Genomic DNA, 15,264 nt, shown 5'->3' on the forward strand with positions numbered 1-15,264 from the left:
CGCGCTGCTGCGCATCACGGGCCTGGACCGCAGCCTGCCGATGGTGGCCTGAGCGGATGTTGCCGTGCCGACCGGCGTCACGGTGAACATGGGCTCGCTGGACGCGAAAACGACCCCGGCGTGTTCGCGCCGGGGCCGTCCCTTCCAGGCCGTTGCACATGAGAGTGCACGCCCTGCATACAACACTACAGCCGACCGAGCCCGATTCCTCGTCAATCGAGTTGCCGATTCCAGGACGGCCGCAAAGGTGCCGGGAGTGGTGTCAATCGCGGGGCCGGCTTTCCCGCTACAGGTACTGTCCCGCCTCGGCGCTGTCTGTCTTCGACACCCGCACCAACACCACGTTGGCCAGGTTGATGACCACGCCGTTCGTCTCGGTCTCCCGGTCGTACCTAGCGCGGGTCAAAACCAGGCTGCGCTGCTCGTCAAGAGCGCGAGCGATCACCTCGAGCGCTCCCTGCTCTCCATCGAAATCCTTACTGATCATGGAGATATCTTCACCGCTTAGTGAGTGAAATCGAATGATCAGTACGCAGTTGTCAGGCACTGTTGCCCCCTTTCATCAGAACCGGATTCAGGCAGCGGCTCAAGCCTGGGCTCTGTGCGGTCCTGCGGGCGATCTCCCCAGAGGGACAATGCCCGTACACGGGGCCCTCCTGGCCGAGCGCGCAGGTCCGAGGCTCAGCCGTAGGGCGGATGCTCCGGCCGGAGGTCTGAATGGAACGCGGGCGGCAGGTGAGGTGACTTGCCTTGTCGTCATGATCGACCGGCCGTCTCGGCCGGCTGGGGCCGCAGTGGTGAAACGCCCCGGACGGCGCCGACGTGATTGCCGGCGCGCTAAATATCTTTAGCGACTCCATTGTACTCGCTTCGGTGGAATTCAGTTCGATTGGCGCTTTCCGGGGATAATTTTGGGCGTATATTGAAGATGTCGCTTTCGTCCTACGTAGCCGATGCAAGGCGCGGGACGAGTCGGAAAGGCTTGGGGCGTCTTTCATGTACGGCCGGCACGGGCAGTGAAAGGCGAACTGAAGGCGGTGAAATGCGGCGACTCTCCTGTCATGATCCGACACGAAACCGACCAGCATATTCATCGTCACTCAGGAGTCGGTCATGGGCATCGTCGCCTGGATCATTCTCGGCTTCATCGTAGGATGCGTCGTCAAGCTCGTCATGGGTGGAAAGGACGTACAAGGCATCGTCGTCACATGCCTGCTCGGCATCGCGGGTGCGCTGTTCGACGGCGCCCTCACCGCTCTGTTCTTCGACCTCGGCGGTACCGGCGAATTCTTCGGCGAGGGCTTCCCGTCTTGACAGGGGAAACGGCGGCGACCTTTCTGAGGGGGGAATCGCCAGGGCGCTCCGATCGGAGAGACGTGATCGTCAGCGTGTCACGCTGACCAGCGGAACTGGATCACGCGAAGGTCAACTCATACGCCACTTCGCTGGACGTGACTCAGAGCATCGGAGCTACGTCAGGTTCGCTGGGACGGGACATCAACGGCGGCCAGAGCGGGCTTGGGCGGTTGAGACCGTGGCGGAAGGTAGTCGTGGGTCAGCGGTGGCCGGTACGGCTGGTCCCGGTGTGGGCGGCGATGGCCGGCAGCTTCACCGGTTGCTCCCGCAGGGCTTCGGACAGCCGTCGGTCGACATCGACGGGCAGATAGCGGGCGGTCAGCGGGGGTATACCGGGGTTGGTGGGGGCCGACTGGCGCCGGTGGGGGGCGACCGGCCGCAATAGGCACCAGGCGCAAGCGGCCAGGGCCGTGATGAGCGTGTCGGCCGCCACGGGTCGGTGCGGCGAGGGGGCGTCATGATAGGGATTCCGGCCGAGTCGGAACACGAGTTCCTGACGGCACTGCGGTATTGACGCCGATGGCGACCTACTCGTTCAGGTTGTACGTGGTAGGGCAGACACCGCGGTCGCTGGCCGCGGTGGCGAATCTGCGGGCCCTGTGTGACACCTATCTTCCCGGCTGCCATGAGATCGAGGTCATCGATGCCGCCGAACAACCGGACCTCGCGGAGGAGGAGCGGATTCTGGCCATCCCAATCGTGATCAGGACCAAGCCGCTCCCACGTTTCCGGGTTATCGGAGATCTGTCCGATCAGGCTCGGGCTGCAGCTTTGCTCGGCCTTCCTGAGGTGGGCAGATCGTCCCCAGAAGGGCAGGCGCAATGACGGGCAGTGCCACGGTCGGGCGGACACCGACCGGTATCAATGGCTTCGACGACATCGCCATCGGGGGGCTTCCTGCCGGTCGGTCCACGCTCGTGGCCGGCACGACCGGCACCGGGAAGACGCTGTTCTGCCTGGAGTTCCTCGCCCGGGGCATCGCCGGTTTCGGTGACCCCGGCGTGTTCGTCGCCTTCGACGAGACACCCGAGAATCTTCGCCGCAACGTCGGCCCCCTGGGCTTCGACATCGCACGCTGGGAGGCCGAGGGAAAGTGGACGTTCGTCGACGCCTCGCCGGAGGCCGGTGAGCAGACGCCCACTGTGGGGACGTACGACCTGGGCGCGCTGATGGCCCGCGTCGATCGCGCCGTGCGTCAGATCGGCGCCAAACGGGTCTCCTTGGATTCGCTCGGCGCGGTCTTCATGCGTTTCGACGATCGGGAACTCATTCGCCGTGAGTTGTATCGGCTCGCCCGGGTCTTGGAGTCGCTCGAGGTCACATCGGTCCTGACCGCCGAACGCGACGCAGAATACAACCACATTACCCGGCAAGGCATAGAGGAGTTCGTATTCGATAACGTCATGATCATGCGGAACGTCATGCGGGACGAAAGACGACACCGGACGATCGAGATTGTCAAGTTCCGCGGCACCACTCACCGCACCGGGGAGTGGTTGTTCACCATCGACCCGAAAGACGGGCTGGTCATCATCCCGGTCGCGTTCCTCGTGCCACGTGACCGGGCATCGCAGGAGCGGGTCTCCACCGGGAACATCGAGCTGGACGCCATGGTGGGCGGTGGTGTCTTCCGGGACGCGGTCGTCCTGCTCATCGGGTCGTACGGCGGCGGAAAGACCCTGGCGGCTCTGCAGTTCGCCGATGCCGCGTTCCAGGCGGGCGAACGCTGTCTTTTCCATGCCTTCGACGAGACTCGCGGGCAACTCGGCCGCAACGCCGCTGGCTGGGGTCTGGACTTGGACGTCATGGAGGCGTCGGGACTGCTCCGAGTAACTGCCACGTACCCGGAAGTGGCCTCAGTGGAGGATCATTTCCTGCGTATCAGGAGAGACACCGAGGACTTTGCCCCCGCTCGGCTCATCATCGACGGTCTCTCCGCCCTTGAGCGGAGAGCGACGCCGCGGACACTGCTGGATTTCGTCATCGCACTGGGCGGGGTCGTGCGGCAGCACGAGATCACGACCCTGTTCACCTCCGCACCGACCGGCGGGGGAACATCGATGTTCACAGCGCCGATCATGGAGGTCGCCAGCATCGCCGACGTGACGATCCTGCTGCCCTACATCGAAGGGGCGGGTGTGGTCCGGCGTGCCATCGCCGTCCTGCAGACGCGCGGCTCGGCACATGACCACACCATCCGCCAGATCGCCATCGACGGTGCCGGTATGCACATCGGTGACCCCTATACCGAAGCCTTCCACATGCTCTCCGACGCCTGCGTACTGCCACGCCACCCGGAGTGGCCGATCGACCCAGACCGCGCAACGGCCGGGGACCAGGATGAGAGCTGATGGGTGAGCCCCGCGACAGCGCGGAGAGGCCGAACACCGAACCGATGCGGCTCTCCGATCCCGGACGCGACGCCGGACATATGGTCATGGCGGCGCTGGCGGACGGGATCGTCGCGGTCGACGAGGACGGTGTGATCCGGATCTGCAACCCCGCCGCCGAGGAACTGCTCGGCCGGCCGTCGGACGAACTCATCGGCACCCCGTTCGGTTACCCGGTCGTCAACGGCGAATCGACCGAGATCGACCTGATGCTGCCCGGCGGCCAGACGCGAGTGGTCGAGATGCGCGCCACCACCGCGACGGTGGCAGGAGAACACCTGTACGTCGCCGCGCTGCGCGACTTCACTCTCCGGCGCGAGGCCGAACAGCAGCTCGAAGCAGAACTCGAACGCCACAGCAGGGTGATCGCCGTGGTCGCCCATGAAGTCCGCAACCCGCTGGCGGGGATCGGCCTGCTGGTGGACATGCTGCGTGAGCCCGAGGAGAGCTTTTCCGACGAGGAGCGTGTCGACGTCCTCGACCGCATCGCGGTTCGTACGGCGAATCTCCAGGCACTGGTCAAGAAGCTGCTCACCGTGGCGAAGATCGATGCGAACGCCGTGCGGGTCTCTGTGGAGCCGGTGCCGGTGCTGGAGGTGATCCTCGAACGGCTGGCCGAGTTCGCCGATCGGCCCAAGGACGTGTACGTGTCGTGCGATCCCCAAGTCCGGGCTCTGGTGGATCGTAGCGAGTTGTCAGAGATGTTGATCAACTATCTGGAGAACGCCTTCCGATACGGAGCCCCGCCGTTCGAGGTACGGGTAGCCGAGCAGCCCGACGGCGTGGAGATCCGGGTGTGCGACAACGGGCCCGGCGTGTCCGAAGAGTTCCGGCCGAGCCTGTTCGAGCGGTTCAGCCGTGAATCGCGCACCCAGCGGGAGACCGAGGGCTCGGGGCTGGGTCTGTGGATCGTCCAAAGCCTGGCCCAGGCCAACGGTGGCGACACCTACTTCGAACCAGGCGAACAAGGAGGCGCTTGCTTTTGCCTGCGTCTACCCCCGGCACCGCCGTTCTGAGCGTTCGCCTGTGGGTGCCAAGAACTCGGCCACCCTATGCAACCTGCGCGTATTCGTGGATCAGCCCGCCAAGGCGGACACGTCGGATGACCTTGATATCGTCCTCGTTCCCGGCCCTCATGGAGCAGATCCTCACCGACGCCCGATATCCAGATGGTGCTCACCGGCGTTCGCATGTCTCGCATGAACTCGGTCATGGAGCGGTGGGTGCAGTCTGCCTGCTCTGGAATGAACGCCACTTACGGCATGCTCAGCTGCAGGGATGGCGTTTTCGGCAGGCGCACAGCTCCCGGGCGCGAGGAGTTCGATACGTCGGCCGCCCGGGTAATGCTGGTATCTGCGGGGAAAGCGGCTTGATCAAGTCTTGATGTGATAGCAGGCGAAACCCGGATCGGGCTGCCCGGCAGGGCTTCCGAATTGGTGTTCTCTTGGCCTTCCTGTAGGTCTGGCCTGAAAAACGGCCCCATCCAGGGGCCGGGATGCCCGGTGATGTGCCGGAACCGTGCCGAAGATCAACCAGCGAGCAACCGACGGAGTATCTCGGCCTCCCCGCGAAGCCCCGAGAATCGAGAAATCGCAGGTCGGATGGGGTGTGGAGTAGCAGGGCGCCCAGGGCTCGAACCCGGAACCTACGGATTAAAAGATCCAGTTCGAGTCGTTCCAGATCGTTCAATGCAGGTCAGAGGGCATGCGCGGTCCCTCCTGAACGGCTCTGAACGCTCCCGCATTGCAACCCGAACTGCAACCTCGACGCCCTTGGCAGCTCAGCCGGGACGCCACGGCTATTGTGACGAACGGACGAGAAGCCAGACCGAGGAGTGAACCAGTGAGCGGGAAGCTGGCGACCGATCCGACGGCTCTCCGAAGCGCCGTGAATGATCAACTGACAAGCGCGGCGGGAGCATGGGCTGACGGGGCTACCGCTGTTGACGGGTTCCTTCGGCGGGTCGTCGCTGATCTCGATCGAATGCCAACGTTGAGCGTTCATCATGCTGAGTTCCGGCATTACGGCTCTGGATATGCATCCTTCGTCGATGTCTTCATCACCAAGCGCGACGGATCGATGCGCCGCTCCGAGAACGGCTGGACAAGAGTTGAGGGGTTGCCCCTTGCACTGTGCCGGCTCGCTCCACTGGCAGCACTCTTCAAGCCCGACGTCCAATCTTCTGGGCCAGGTGGTGCCAGTAGTAGCGGCTTGCCAGCGCTGTCGCTGGTCGCGAATACCGCTCTTCCGGGGTGGGCGGAGGAGTATCGGCAGATTCGCCAGGTGCTCGACCGACACGATATCGCCCTGCTCGATTCTCAGGTCCTCAGCTTGCCGTTAGAGGCCGAGCTTCGGGTGGAAACAAATCTCGGCAGTCCGCCGTACAGCGTGTTCGATGCCTGGTTCCACTGGATGGATTGATACATCGAGTCCGGTCAGCCGTCCAACACGTGACCTGTGTAGATAGGGCAAGTTGACGCATTCCCGTTGCGGTGTCCCGTGATGCTCGACAGGGTGGGGCTCGTGATCGAGATCGACGGCGCTTTCTACCGCATCAGCGAACCCGACTTCGAGATGCTGCTCACTCGCTGGGAAGGGTACGTCCCTGAAACTGCTGATGAAGCAGACGCGACCATCACTCTGTCCGACGGCACTCGCCGGTCCGCTACGTTCATGACGCTCGGCGTCGTCAGCAAGATCATGGATCGTTGGCGGGACACAGGCGAGTGCCTCAGAGGCCAGTACTTCTGGTGTTCCGATCTGATCGTCATCCGTGAACCCGGCTTCGACTCAATGATCGCCGCAGTGCAGGACATGATCGCAACTGGAGAAATCGACGACGCATGTGGCGTCCTTCCGCTTCTCGATGAGGAGGACGTGGATCAGTAGGTGAGTGGCTAACCAGGGGATCCGGGCCGTGCCGCCGTGGCGCAGGTCGTGGTGGATCGCGACCGCTCCCGGGTGACGGCGCAGCAACCGATCGACCGTGGCGGCCCGGGCGCCGGGACGCAGGCCCGATTGGTGGGTCAGTCCTTCTCGGAGGCAACTGCGAGATGGCGGCGGCCGCGGTCGGCGAGTGTGGCTTTTCGGGCTTGTCCGGGGGATATCACGTCCGGGGCGCTTCAGGCGCTGTGGGAGGCGGGTCGGCGGGTGCTGGACGACGTGGCGCTGGTCGGCTTCGAGGACCTGCCGATCGCGCGGCATACCAATCCGCCACTGACCAGCCTGCGGCAGCCGACGGAGGAGATGGGGGTAGTACATGCTCGGCCAGGAGTTGTCTTACCCCCGGTGTAGCGTCCAGGCCGGAGTCAGGTTCATGCTTTGCGGTTGACGGAGGCGCAGGGATGACGAGTACGACAAGCGAGCCCATGCTGCTGGTGTCCCGGCGCATCGGCGCCCCGGCGGGGGACATCTTCCGGATCCTGGCCGACCCCGGTCGGCACCCGGACCTCGACGGCTCGGGGATGCTGCGCGGTGGCGTCTCCGACGCCGTGGTCTCGGGCGTCGGGGACGTCTTCGTGATGCGGATGCACTACGAGCGCTACGGCGACTACGAGATGAACAACCACATCGTCGAGTACGAGCCGGACCGCCGCATCGGCTGGGAGCCGATGCCCGGTCGCGGGCACCCGGACGCCACTGCGCCCGGGGGCGCGTGGGGCCATCGGTGGATCTTCGACCTGGTCCCGGACGGGGCCGGGGCGACGATCGTGACCGAGATCTTCGGCGGTTCGCGCATGCCGGAGGACAAACGCGCGGAAGTGGGCAGTGGGCGCGCCTGGTGGCAGACGCAAATGGCGAGCACCCTGGAACGCCTCGCCGAACTGTGCGCCGCCCGGTGAACGCCGAACTCGACGCTCTCAAGGGCGCCCTGGACCACCAGCGCGAGCACGTCGTCGGGATCCTCGAAGGGCTCTCGGAGGAGGATCTGCGGCGGCCCGTGCTGCCCAGCGGCTGGAGCTGCCTGGCATTGCTGCGTCATCTCACCCTGGATGTCGAACGCTTCTGGTTCCCCGGCGTGATCGCGGGCGAGCCGGATGTGGCCGGACAGCTCACGGCGGGCGTGGAGGCGCACTGGTATGTACCCGAGGGGATGAGCGCCGAGGAGGTCTTCGCCGACTACCGGGCGGCCATCGCGCGCGCGAACGCCGTGCTCGCCGCCGCGGCACCCGAACAGAAGCCCGCCGCTTGGCCCGTGGAGATCTGGCCGACCTGGCGACTGCCTGACGTGCGGCATATCCTGATCCACGTGCTCACCGAAGTCGCCTGCCACGGCGGTCACTTGGACGCGGTGCGCGAACTGATCGACGGCGCCACCTGGCTCGGCGGCAGCCCCTACGCCAGCTAGTTCTGTGACCGGATTAGGTTCGCCGGGTTCTTCAGGCCGCAGTGGCGAGGGGGCGTCCGCCCCAGCGGATACCCTTCTCGCTGCGGATGCGAGCGCGCTCGCGGCGCTGGGCGGCGAGGACGTCGGGATGGCGGGCGTTGGCGTTGCGCCAACCCAGGTAGGCGTGCAGGGCGCGGGTCTGCGCGGTGTGGTTGCGGTGGTTGGAGTTGGCGACGGTGAACTGCCGCAACGGCCCGAAGTGCGCCTCGATCGGGTTAGCCCAGGACGCGTAGGTCGGGGTGAAGCACAGCTCGACCCGGTTCTTCTTCGCCCAGCGCCTGACGGTGTCGCCCTTGTGGGCGGACAGGTTGTCCAGGATCACGTAGATCGGGGCGCCCTCCGGGCGAGCCGCGCGGATCGACCTCAGAGCGGCCAGGGTATTCGCGGCGCCCTCCTTCCTGCGGTTGACGCCCCACAGGGTGTCGTCGCCGACCGAGTAGCAGCCGTGGAAGTAGCGCACTCCGTGGGTGCGGTGGTAGGTCGCGGGATGCCGCTCGGGCCGGCCCTGCTCGGCCCAGCACGATCCGGCGGTGGGCCGGATCCCGAGCGGCCCGAACTCGTCGAACGCGAACACCCGGTCCGGGAAGCGCTCCAGCACCTCCTCGATCCGGTCCAGCTTGGCGTCGCGCTCCGGGTCGGGCGACTCCTTCCACGTCTTGGTCCGCTGGAAGGTGACCCCGCGCCGGGCGAGCAGGCACCGTAACGCCTCGCGTCCGATCCTGATCACGCGGCCGAGCACCTTCCGCAGGTAGGCGGCGAGTTTGCGGATGGACCGGCGGGTGAAGGGCTGACCGAGCTTGGTCGGGCGGGTGGTGGCCGTCGCCACGACGAAGTCCTCGTCGTCAGGGCTGAGCAGGCGGGCACGGCCTCCCGCCCACCGAGGGTCCAGGCAGGCCAGATCGATCTCGTTGAACCGATGGATCACGTCGTGGGCGGTGTCCTCGTCGGCCTGCACCAGCTTTGCGATCACAGGCACCCGGTTGCCGCCGGCCGAAGTGAGCAGCATCATCGCGCGCCGGTACCGCACCGAGCTGGTGCTGCCCCGGCGCACGATCTGCTGCAGCTTCTGCCCTTCCTGGTCGGTCAACCTGCGCACACGGACAGGCTCAGCCAGCAAACCTCCAGCAGTCGGATCAGACGACACGCCATATCCAACCGCTCCGACCACCAAGCCGGTGAACCTTCCTGGTCACAGCACTAAGCGATGGACGACGGGGTTGGCGTGGAGCCCTTCGTTGCGGCGATGAAAGTCGTTCCGACGCGGTTCCATAACAACGGTGAGCCCTCGGCGTACTCGAAGACGTCAGGCGTGCGCCTGTGCTGTTGGCCTGCTCCCCCAGCCGGCGCGCATGCGCAAGGCACCCAGGGCGCGGCAGATTAGGTAGAGGGCGAAGGAGATGGTCGTGACATAGGGGCTGATCGGGATGCTGCTGCCCAGGGCGAGCAGGATGCCGCCGACCATGGAGGTGACGGCGAAGGCGACGCTGAGCAGCGGTACCAGACGGGGTGAGGCGGTGACTCGCATGGCCGCGGCGGCCGGGGTGACGAGCAGTGCCAGAACCAGCAGCGCGCCCACGACCTGGATGGAGACGGAGACGGCCAGGCCCAGGATGAGCGTGAAAACGGGCGACAGCGCGCGTACCGGCACGCCGCGGGCGGCGGCCACCTCGGGATCGACGCTGGCGAACACCATAGGACGCCAGACGACGGCGAGCGCGATCAGCGCGACGGCGCTGGTGCCGATCAGCCAGGCCATCTGTGGCGTGTCCACGGCGACGATCTGCCCGGTGAGCAGCCCGAACTTGTTGGCCGCCCGCCCTTTGTACAGCGCCAGGAACAGCACGCCCAGCCCCAGGCCGAAGGGCATCAGGACGCCGATGATCGAGTTGCGGTCGCGGGCGCGGATGCCGAGGGCGCCGATCATGAGGGCGGCGAGGATCGATCCGGCCAGTGACCCGGCGGCGACGCTGACCCCGGCGAGCAGTGCGGCGGAGGCGCCGGCGAACGACAGCTCGGCGATGCCGTGCACGGCGAACGCCAGGTCTCGCATCATCACCACGACGCTGATGAGACCGCCCACCACGCCTAACACGGCACCGGCGATGAGCGAGTTGGTGACCAGCGCGAGCAGTTCGCCGTAGTTGTCGTAGTTGAAGATCTGGCCCCAAATGTCGGTGGTCATGGGGCTTCACCGCCGTGGTCATAGGAGCCGGGCGCGCCGACCACCACGAATTGGTCCCGGGCCCGGATCACTTCGACTGGGCTGCCGTACAGCTCGGACAGCACGGCCGAGGTCATGACCTGTTCGGGCGGTCCGATCCGGAAGCGTCCCTCGGCCAGGTAGAGCACCCGGTCGACGTAGCGCAGGATGGGGTTGATCTCGTGGGTGACGAACAGCACCGCGGTATCGTGCTCGCGCCGCCGCTGGTCCACCAGGGCGGCCACCGCCTGCTGGTGGTGGAGGTCCAGCGACAGCAGCGGCTCGTCGCACAGCAACAGGATCGGGTCGGTGGCCAGGGCCTGGGCGACGCGTACGCGTTGCTGTTCGCCGCCCGACAGCAGGCCCAGGGGCAGGTCGGCGTACGGCGCGGCGCCCACCGCGGTCAGCAGTTCGTCCACGCGTCGCCGGACGCGGCCGCCGCCGAGCGGCAGGCCCCAGCGGTGCCCGTCGATGCCCAGGCGTACCAGGTCACGCGCCCGCAATGGGGTGTGCGTGGCCGCTGACCGGTGCTGGGGGATGTACCCGATCAGATCGCTTCCCCTGCTGGGCGCCCGGCCGTCGACCAGTAACCTGCCCGCCGACAGCGGCTGCTGACCGAGCAGGACGCGCAGCAGGCTGGTTTTGCCCGACCCGTTCGGGCCGAGCACCGCGACGAACTCGCCGCTTCGCACCTCCAGGTCGAGGTCTCGCCACAGGACGCGCTGGCCGTACGCGAGCATCGCGTCCTGGAGGTCGAGAACCGTTCTGCCGGAGGACTCGCCTCCCGGTTCGGTGCGTGACACGGCGGTTTGCTCGGTCATCGGCCCAGGGCCTTGCCAAGGGCATCGAGGTTGCCGGTCATCCAACCGGTGTAGTCCTTGCCGGCGGGCAGGGTCTCGGTGACCGGTACGACGGGAATGCCGTTGTCGGTGGCGGCCTGCTGGACCTTCTCGGTCTGCGGTCCCGCCGTCTGCTCGTTGTAGACCAGCGCCTGCACCTTCTTGCCGCTGAACAGGGCGAGCGTCTCGGCCAGGACCTTGGGTGAGACGTCGTCGCCCTCCTCGATCGCCTCGGCGAACTCCTCTGGGGTGGCGTTGACCAGGCCGCAGGCCTCCAGCAGGTAGCCCGGCACCGGCTCGGTGATCGCCACTGCGGTGCCCTTGGCGGTCTTGGCGATGTCCGCTTCGCGCTGCTGGAGGTTAGCGAGTTTCTGCTTGAAGGTCTCGGCGTTGGTGGTGAAGGTGGTGGCGTTCGCGGTGTCGGCCTTGCCCAGTGCGGCGGAGATCTGGTCGGCCAGTTTGGTCATCGCGGGGAAGTCGTACCACACGTGTTCGTTGAGCTCGCCGCCTGCCGGGGCGGTCCTGCCGGAGATGGTGACGGCGTTGAGGAGCTGGGCCGAGGGGTTGTTCGCGGTCTTGAGCATGGTGTCGACGAAGTCGTCGTAGCCGCCGCCGTTCTCGATGACCACTTTGGCCTTGGACAGGGCGAGCTGGTTCTGCGTGTTGGCCTCGTAGGAGTGCGGGTCCTGCTCGGGGTCGGTGATGATCGAGGTCACCTGGACCTTGTCTCCGCCGATCTGCTTGGCGATGTCGCCGTACACGTTGGTGGAGGCCACCACCGTGACCGGTGCGGACGTCGGCGCCGAGGCGGCGGCACTGGGGGTTGAGGGAGAAGATCCGCAGGCTGTCAGGACCAGAGAAGCCAGACCAGCCAGTACGAACAGGGACGGGCGGCGTAGAGGAGGGTTCATATCCGACCACCAATGAAATGATAACGATTTTCAAGTTAATGTAGCACTGTTTCCGGATGCGATACCGGAAGGGGAGGTCTCGCTGCTTTCGTCAGGCCACGGGCCGGGAGGCGTAGGGGAGCAGGGCCATCTCGCGGGCGTTCTTGATGGCCTTGGCGATCAGGCGCTGCTGCTGCACGGTGACGCCGGTGACGCGGCGGCTGCGGATCTTGCCCCGGTCGGAGACGAACTTGCGCAGCAGGTTGACGTCCTTGTAGTCGATGCGGTCGACGTGCAGGAGCGGGTTGGGCTTCTTGCGCGGCGCGCGGCGGTTCTTCATGCGCTCTCCCTGATGGCGAGGATGGGGGCGAACGGGTCGTCGTAGCGGGCCCAGGCGTCCGGGCCGGCTTGCTCTTCCTCCTCTGTGAGCAGGCAGGAGTCGAGCAGCGTACGGAAGTGGGCGGGGTCGAGGTCGGGGCCGGTGAAGACGAGGTGCTGGACGCGGTCGCCGCGCTCGGGGAGCCAGTCCAGGGTGGCGGCCAGGCGGCGGGCCGGGGGGACCAGCTCCCAGGCGGCTTCGGGCAGCGCGGCCAGCCAGGGGCCCGCGTCCTCGACCGAGACGATGCCGGCCACGGCGTCCCAGGCCAGCAGCTGGTCGGGCCGGGTGGCCAGCCAGAAGCGGCCGCGTGAGCGGACCGACTCGGTGACCAGCTCATCGACGGCCTCGAACAGGCGGCCCGGGTGCAGTGGGCGGCGGCTGCGCCAGACGGCGGTGACGATCTCGTCGGTCTGCGCGTCGCAGGGCAGCTGGGCAGTGGCCGGATCCACGCGTTCGGCCAGTTCACCCGTGCACACCGAGGCTCCGGTGACGGAGGGCAGGGACGAGATGGTGTGGATCGCGGTGAAAGGGGCGAGGTGGGTGAGGACCGCGCGGGACAGGTGCCGATCGTCCTCGTCGCCGCCGTGCAGGACCAGGCCGGTGGGGTATTCGAGCTGGCGGGCCAGGACCTCGGCGAGGTAGCGCTGGTCGCCGGCGGCCGCGGGTCTGCCGACCTGGCTGAGGCGTTCGCCGCGGGTGATGTCGTCGGGCATGGCCTCGGCGTCCAGCGCGGTGAGTACGGCGGTGAGCCGCAGAACCTCCTGAGCTTCCGCGCAGTCGACGGCCTCGGCCACCGATCGCGGCTCCACCGAGTCCCACAGGTCCACGACCAGCAATGCCGCGGTTGGAGCCAGCAGGACGAGCTGAGGTAGCAGATCCTCGCGAACGGTGCAGGTGACGCAGCCGTGTGCGAGCCGCACATCGGCCCTGTCCAGCACGCGTGTCGCGTCCCGGACGCTGCGCCGGACATGTCCCCGGGCGACCTCGCTCAGGTCGTGGTGGATGGCGAGCGATCCCGGGTGCTCGGCGAGCAGTCGCTCGACGGTGGCGGCGCGGGCCGTGCCATGCAGGCCCGCTACGAGGACGGCAGGGGTGGGCACTGAGTCTCCCAGTGTTGAGATGATAACCGTTTTCGTTATCATGGCACAGCTCAGCGAGTAGAAAGGAACCGCTTTGGCCAGAAATGAGGTGCGTCCCGTGATCAAGCTGCGATCCACGGCCGGTACCGGATACACCTACGTGACCAGGAAGAACCGCCGCAACACCCCCGACCGGCTCACCCTGCGCAAGTACGACCCCACCATCCGCCAGCACGTGCTGTTCCGGGAGGAACGATGAAGAAGGGCACCCACCCCGACTATCGTCCAGTCGTCTTCCGCGATCCTGGCGCGGACTTCGCCTTCCTCACCCGGTCCACGATCGCGAGTGACAAGACGATCGAGTGGACCGACGGCAACGCCTACCCGGTCGTCGATGTCGACGTGTCCTCGTCGAGCCACCCGTTCTACACCGGCCGCAGCCGCGTCCTGGACACCGCGGGCCGCGTCGAGCGGTTCAACCAGCGCTACGGAAGGACCTGATGTCCGCGCACTGCCAGCTCACCGGCGTCAAACCGGTCTTCGGCAACAACGTCTCCCACTCCCACCGGCGCACCCGCCGACGGTGGAACCCCAACATTCAGCGGCGCCGATATTGGCTGCCCGGCGAGGGCCGCTACGTCCGGCTCACCCTTAGCGCCCAGGCGATCAAGACCATCGACAAGATCGGCATCGACAAGGCGATCGCGCGGATCCGGGCCCGAGGGGAGAAGATCTGATGGCCAAGAAGAGCAAGATCGCCGCCAATGAGCGGCGCAAGGCCGTGGTGCTGCGCTACGCGGAACGGCGCGCCGAGCTGAAGGAACTCATCCGCACCGGTACGCCGCAGGAACGAGCGGATGCCGTAAGAGAGCTGGCTCGCCAGCCGCGCGACGCCAGCGCCACTCGGGTCCGCAACCGCGACTCCGTCGACGGTCGTCCCCGCGGGCACCTCACCAGATTCGGCCTCTCGCGCGTGCGCTTCCGCGAGATGGCCCACCGCGGCGAGTTGCCCGGCGTCACGAAGGCGAGCTGGTAGCCGTGGCCGTACCCAAGCGCAAGACCTCGCGCAGCAATACCCGCCACCGCCGCAGCCAGTGGAAGGCCACTGTCCCTGACCTTGTTCCGATTACCATGAACGGGCGGGAACTGCGCGTTCCCCGCCCGCTCGTTCGCGCCTACCAGCGCGGACTGATCGCGATCGACTGACGCCATCCGACCGTCGGGCCGTACGAACCCGGCGGTCGATAGGCTATTCGGCCAGACGGCAGGCGCCGCACGTGCCGTAGACCTCCAGGTGGTGACGTTCGGCCCGGAAGTCGTGCTCGGTCTCCAGGCGCCGTAGCCACAGACTGAATTCAGGTGCCGGAGGTCCGTCGATCACCGTTCCGCAGGCTTGGCAGATCAGATGATGGTGATGGTTCGGGCCGCACAAGCGGTACGTCGACTCTCCTTGATCTTCGAAGACGTGCGCGAGGCCGCTTTCCACCAGAGAGCTGAGTGTCCGGTAGACCGTCGTCAAACCAAGCTGCGCACCGTTTGCCTGCAGTTCCTCGTACAGCGCCTGCGCGCTCACGGGTCGTTCCAGCTCGAAGAGCCGCTCTACGACGATGCGCCGCTGGCGTGTGGGACTCAGGCCGACGTTCTTGAGCAGCGCACCCGCCGCGGATGAAGGGCTCATCGCCTCAAAGTACGACAAGAACGGCGAACTTGACAATCATTTTCATTACCGGTGACCGCGTAATGT

Annotated in this window: 23 protein-coding genes; 14 read left to right on the top strand and 9 right to left on the bottom strand. The window is 66.5% G+C overall.

What is annotated here, in order from left to right:
• Window positions 1–286 precede the first annotated feature (286 nt).
• Entirely contained in the window at window positions 287–487 is a 201-nt protein-coding gene (locus tag ACGFNP_RS51945; RefSeq protein ID WP_358138084.1) for a hypothetical protein, read from the bottom strand.
• Window positions 488–1,113: 626 nt separating this feature from the next.
• Here ACGFNP_RS51945 and ACGFNP_RS51950 point away from each other — a divergent pair.
• Window positions 1,114–1,314, top strand: a complete 201-nt coding sequence (locus tag ACGFNP_RS51950; RefSeq protein ID WP_358319467.1) for a GlsB/YeaQ/YmgE family stress response membrane protein — start codon at window positions 1,114–1,116, stop codon at window positions 1,312–1,314.
• 241 nt (window positions 1,315–1,555) lie between these two features.
• On the opposite strand, the gene ACGFNP_RS51955 is transcribed toward ACGFNP_RS51950, so the two are convergent.
• Window positions 1,556–1,789, bottom strand: a complete 234-nt coding sequence (locus ACGFNP_RS51955) for a hypothetical protein (RefSeq protein WP_358319464.1) — start codon at window positions 1,787–1,789, stop codon at window positions 1,556–1,558.
• An 86-nt stretch (window positions 1,790–1,875) separates the two neighbouring features.
• Between ACGFNP_RS51955 and ACGFNP_RS51960 the strand changes: the two genes are divergently transcribed.
• The 8 genes from ACGFNP_RS51960 (at window position 1,876) to ACGFNP_RS51995 (ending at window position 8,094) form a co-directional block, all read left to right on the top strand.
• Window positions 1,876–2,181: a circadian clock KaiB family protein gene (locus tag ACGFNP_RS51960; RefSeq protein ID WP_357653770.1), complete on the top strand. Its 306-nt coding sequence runs from the start codon at window positions 1,876–1,878 to the stop codon at window positions 2,179–2,181.
• A complete protein-coding gene (gene kaiC / locus ACGFNP_RS51965; protein WP_393331058.1) occupies window positions 2,178–3,707 on the top strand; it encodes a circadian clock protein KaiC in 1,530 nt (509 codons plus the stop codon). The genes ACGFNP_RS51960 and kaiC overlap by 4 nt, the downstream gene beginning before the upstream one ends.
• Complete coding sequence (locus tag ACGFNP_RS51970) at window positions 3,707–4,762, top strand: ATP-binding protein (RefSeq protein ID WP_393331061.1); 1,056 nt, start codon at window positions 3,707–3,709, stop codon at window positions 4,760–4,762. The genes kaiC and ACGFNP_RS51970 overlap by 1 nt, the downstream gene beginning before the upstream one ends.
• A gap of 826 nt (window positions 4,763–5,588) precedes the next feature.
• Entirely contained in the window at window positions 5,589–6,167 is a 579-nt protein-coding gene (locus ACGFNP_RS51975) for a hypothetical protein (RefSeq protein WP_393331064.1), read from the top strand.
• Between the two features lie 102 nt (window positions 6,168–6,269).
• A complete protein-coding gene (locus ACGFNP_RS51980) occupies window positions 6,270–6,635 on the top strand; it encodes a hypothetical protein (RefSeq protein ID WP_393331067.1) in 366 nt (121 codons plus the stop codon).
• Window positions 6,636–6,767: 132 nt separating this feature from the next.
• On the top strand, window positions 6,768–7,040 hold the full coding sequence (locus ACGFNP_RS51985) for a substrate-binding domain-containing protein (protein ID WP_393331187.1): 273 nt from the start codon (window positions 6,768–6,770) through the stop codon (window positions 7,038–7,040).
• Between the two features lie 50 nt (window positions 7,041–7,090).
• Window positions 7,091–7,588 (top strand): hypothetical protein, encoded by a 498-nt coding sequence (locus tag ACGFNP_RS51990; protein ID WP_393331070.1) that lies wholly within the window; start codon window positions 7,091–7,093, stop codon window positions 7,586–7,588.
• Window positions 7,585–8,094 carry a DinB family protein gene (locus ACGFNP_RS51995; protein ID WP_393331073.1) on the top strand — a complete coding sequence of 170 codons (510 nt, stop codon included), beginning with the start codon at window positions 7,585–7,587 and terminating at the stop codon, window positions 8,092–8,094. Before ACGFNP_RS51990 ends, ACGFNP_RS51995 begins: the two co-directional genes overlap by 4 nt.
• Before the next feature lie 31 nt (window positions 8,095–8,125).
• Here ACGFNP_RS51995 and ACGFNP_RS52000 read toward each other — a convergent pair whose 3' ends face one another.
• The 6 genes from ACGFNP_RS52000 to ACGFNP_RS52025 form a co-directional block, all read right to left on the bottom strand.
• Complete coding sequence (locus ACGFNP_RS52000) at window positions 8,126–9,247, bottom strand: IS630 family transposase (RefSeq protein ID WP_393331190.1); 1,122 nt, start codon at window positions 9,245–9,247, stop codon at window positions 8,126–8,128.
• 189 nt (window positions 9,248–9,436) lie between these two features.
• Window positions 9,437–10,315: a metal ABC transporter permease gene (locus tag ACGFNP_RS52005; RefSeq protein WP_393331076.1), complete on the bottom strand. Its 879-nt coding sequence runs from the start codon at window positions 10,313–10,315 to the stop codon at window positions 9,437–9,439.
• Entirely contained in the window at window positions 10,312–11,154 is an 843-nt protein-coding gene (locus ACGFNP_RS52010; RefSeq protein WP_393331079.1) for a metal ABC transporter ATP-binding protein, read from the bottom strand. The genes ACGFNP_RS52005 and ACGFNP_RS52010 overlap by 4 nt, the downstream gene beginning before the upstream one ends.
• Window positions 11,151–11,948, bottom strand: a complete 798-nt coding sequence (locus tag ACGFNP_RS52015; RefSeq protein WP_393331082.1) for a metal ABC transporter solute-binding protein, Zn/Mn family — start codon at window positions 11,946–11,948, stop codon at window positions 11,151–11,153. Before ACGFNP_RS52015 ends, ACGFNP_RS52010 begins: the two co-directional genes overlap by 4 nt.
• Before the next feature lie 226 nt (window positions 11,949–12,174).
• A complete protein-coding gene (rpsR, locus tag ACGFNP_RS52020) occupies window positions 12,175–12,402 on the bottom strand; it encodes a 30S ribosomal protein S18 (RefSeq protein ID WP_364552150.1) in 228 nt (75 codons plus the stop codon).
• Window positions 12,399–13,541, bottom strand: a complete 1,143-nt coding sequence (locus tag ACGFNP_RS52025) for a CobW family GTP-binding protein (protein ID WP_393331085.1) — start codon at window positions 13,539–13,541, stop codon at window positions 12,399–12,401. The genes rpsR and ACGFNP_RS52025 overlap by 4 nt, the downstream gene beginning before the upstream one ends.
• Before the next feature lie 73 nt (window positions 13,542–13,614).
• Between ACGFNP_RS52025 and rpmG the strand changes: the two genes are divergently transcribed.
• The 5 genes from rpmG to rpmF are packed head-to-tail and all read left to right on the top strand — an operon-like array spanning window position 13,615 to window position 14,726.
• Window positions 13,615–13,779 (top strand): 50S ribosomal protein L33, encoded by a 165-nt coding sequence (rpmG, locus tag ACGFNP_RS52030; RefSeq protein WP_349452821.1) that lies wholly within the window; start codon window positions 13,615–13,617, stop codon window positions 13,777–13,779.
• The gene (locus tag ACGFNP_RS52035; RefSeq protein WP_393331088.1) at window positions 13,776–14,021 is read left to right on the top strand and encodes a type B 50S ribosomal protein L31; all 246 of its coding nucleotides are present in this window, start codon (window positions 13,776–13,778) and stop codon (window positions 14,019–14,021) included. The genes rpmG and ACGFNP_RS52035 overlap by 4 nt, the downstream gene beginning before the upstream one ends.
• Window positions 14,021–14,257, top strand: coding sequence for a 50S ribosomal protein L28 (gene rpmB / locus ACGFNP_RS52040; protein WP_393331090.1), 237 nt, complete (start codon window positions 14,021–14,023; stop codon window positions 14,255–14,257). Before ACGFNP_RS52035 ends, rpmB begins: the two co-directional genes overlap by 1 nt.
• Window positions 14,257–14,556 carry a 30S ribosomal protein S14 gene (gene rpsN, locus ACGFNP_RS52045; protein WP_393331093.1) on the top strand — a complete coding sequence of 100 codons (300 nt, stop codon included), beginning with the start codon at window positions 14,257–14,259 and terminating at the stop codon, window positions 14,554–14,556. Before rpmB ends, rpsN begins: the two co-directional genes overlap by 1 nt.
• Before the next feature lie 2 nt (window positions 14,557–14,558).
• Window positions 14,559–14,726, top strand: a complete 168-nt coding sequence (rpmF, locus tag ACGFNP_RS52050) for a 50S ribosomal protein L32 (RefSeq protein WP_393331096.1) — start codon at window positions 14,559–14,561, stop codon at window positions 14,724–14,726.
• A 43-nt stretch (window positions 14,727–14,769) separates the two neighbouring features.
• On the opposite strand, the gene ACGFNP_RS52055 is transcribed toward rpmF, so the two are convergent.
• Window positions 14,770–15,198, bottom strand: a complete 429-nt coding sequence (locus ACGFNP_RS52055; RefSeq protein WP_393331099.1) for a Fur family transcriptional regulator — start codon at window positions 15,196–15,198, stop codon at window positions 14,770–14,772.
• Between the last annotated feature and the right edge of the window lie 66 nt (window positions 15,199–15,264).

This window comes from Nonomuraea sp. NPDC049269 (assembly GCF_043197155.1).
Lineage (GTDB): Bacteria > Actinomycetota > Actinomycetes > Streptosporangiales > Streptosporangiaceae > Nonomuraea.

Excerpts from the sequence above, each read along its gene's own strand:
- rpsR (WP_364552150.1), bottom strand. The coding sequence starts at position 12,402 with ATGAAGAACCGCCGCGCGCCGCGCAAGAAGCCCAACCCGCTCCTGCAC.
- ACGFNP_RS52055 (WP_393331099.1), bottom strand. The coding sequence starts at position 15,198 with ATGAGCCCTTCATCCGCGGCGGGTGCGCTGCTCAAGAACGTCGGCCTG.
- ACGFNP_RS51950 (WP_358319467.1), top strand. The coding sequence starts at position 1,114 with ATGGGCATCGTCGCCTGGATCATTCTCGGCTTCATCGTAGGATGCGTC.
- ACGFNP_RS51970 (WP_393331061.1), top strand. The coding sequence starts at position 3,707 with ATGGGTGAGCCCCGCGACAGCGCGGAGAGGCCGAACACCGAACCGATG.
- ACGFNP_RS52005 (WP_393331076.1), bottom strand. The coding sequence starts at position 10,315 with ATGACCACCGACATTTGGGGCCAGATCTTCAACTACGACAACTACGGC.
- rpmB (WP_393331090.1), top strand. The coding sequence starts at position 14,021 with ATGTCCGCGCACTGCCAGCTCACCGGCGTCAAACCGGTCTTCGGCAAC.
- ACGFNP_RS52035 (WP_393331088.1), top strand. The coding sequence starts at position 13,776 with ATGAAGAAGGGCACCCACCCCGACTATCGTCCAGTCGTCTTCCGCGAT.
- ACGFNP_RS52010 (WP_393331079.1), bottom strand. The coding sequence starts at position 11,154 with ATGACCGAGCAAACCGCCGTGTCACGCACCGAACCGGGAGGCGAGTCC.
- rpsN (WP_393331093.1), top strand. The coding sequence starts at position 14,257 with ATGGCCAAGAAGAGCAAGATCGCCGCCAATGAGCGGCGCAAGGCCGTG.
- ACGFNP_RS51990 (WP_393331070.1), top strand. The coding sequence starts at position 7,091 with ATGACGAGTACGACAAGCGAGCCCATGCTGCTGGTGTCCCGGCGCATC.
- kaiC (WP_393331058.1), top strand. The coding sequence starts at position 2,178 with ATGACGGGCAGTGCCACGGTCGGGCGGACACCGACCGGTATCAATGGC.
- ACGFNP_RS51945 (WP_358138084.1), bottom strand. The coding sequence starts at position 487 with ATGATCAGTAAGGATTTCGATGGAGAGCAGGGAGCGCTCGAGGTGATC.
- ACGFNP_RS51960 (WP_357653770.1), top strand. The coding sequence starts at position 1,876 with ATGGCGACCTACTCGTTCAGGTTGTACGTGGTAGGGCAGACACCGCGG.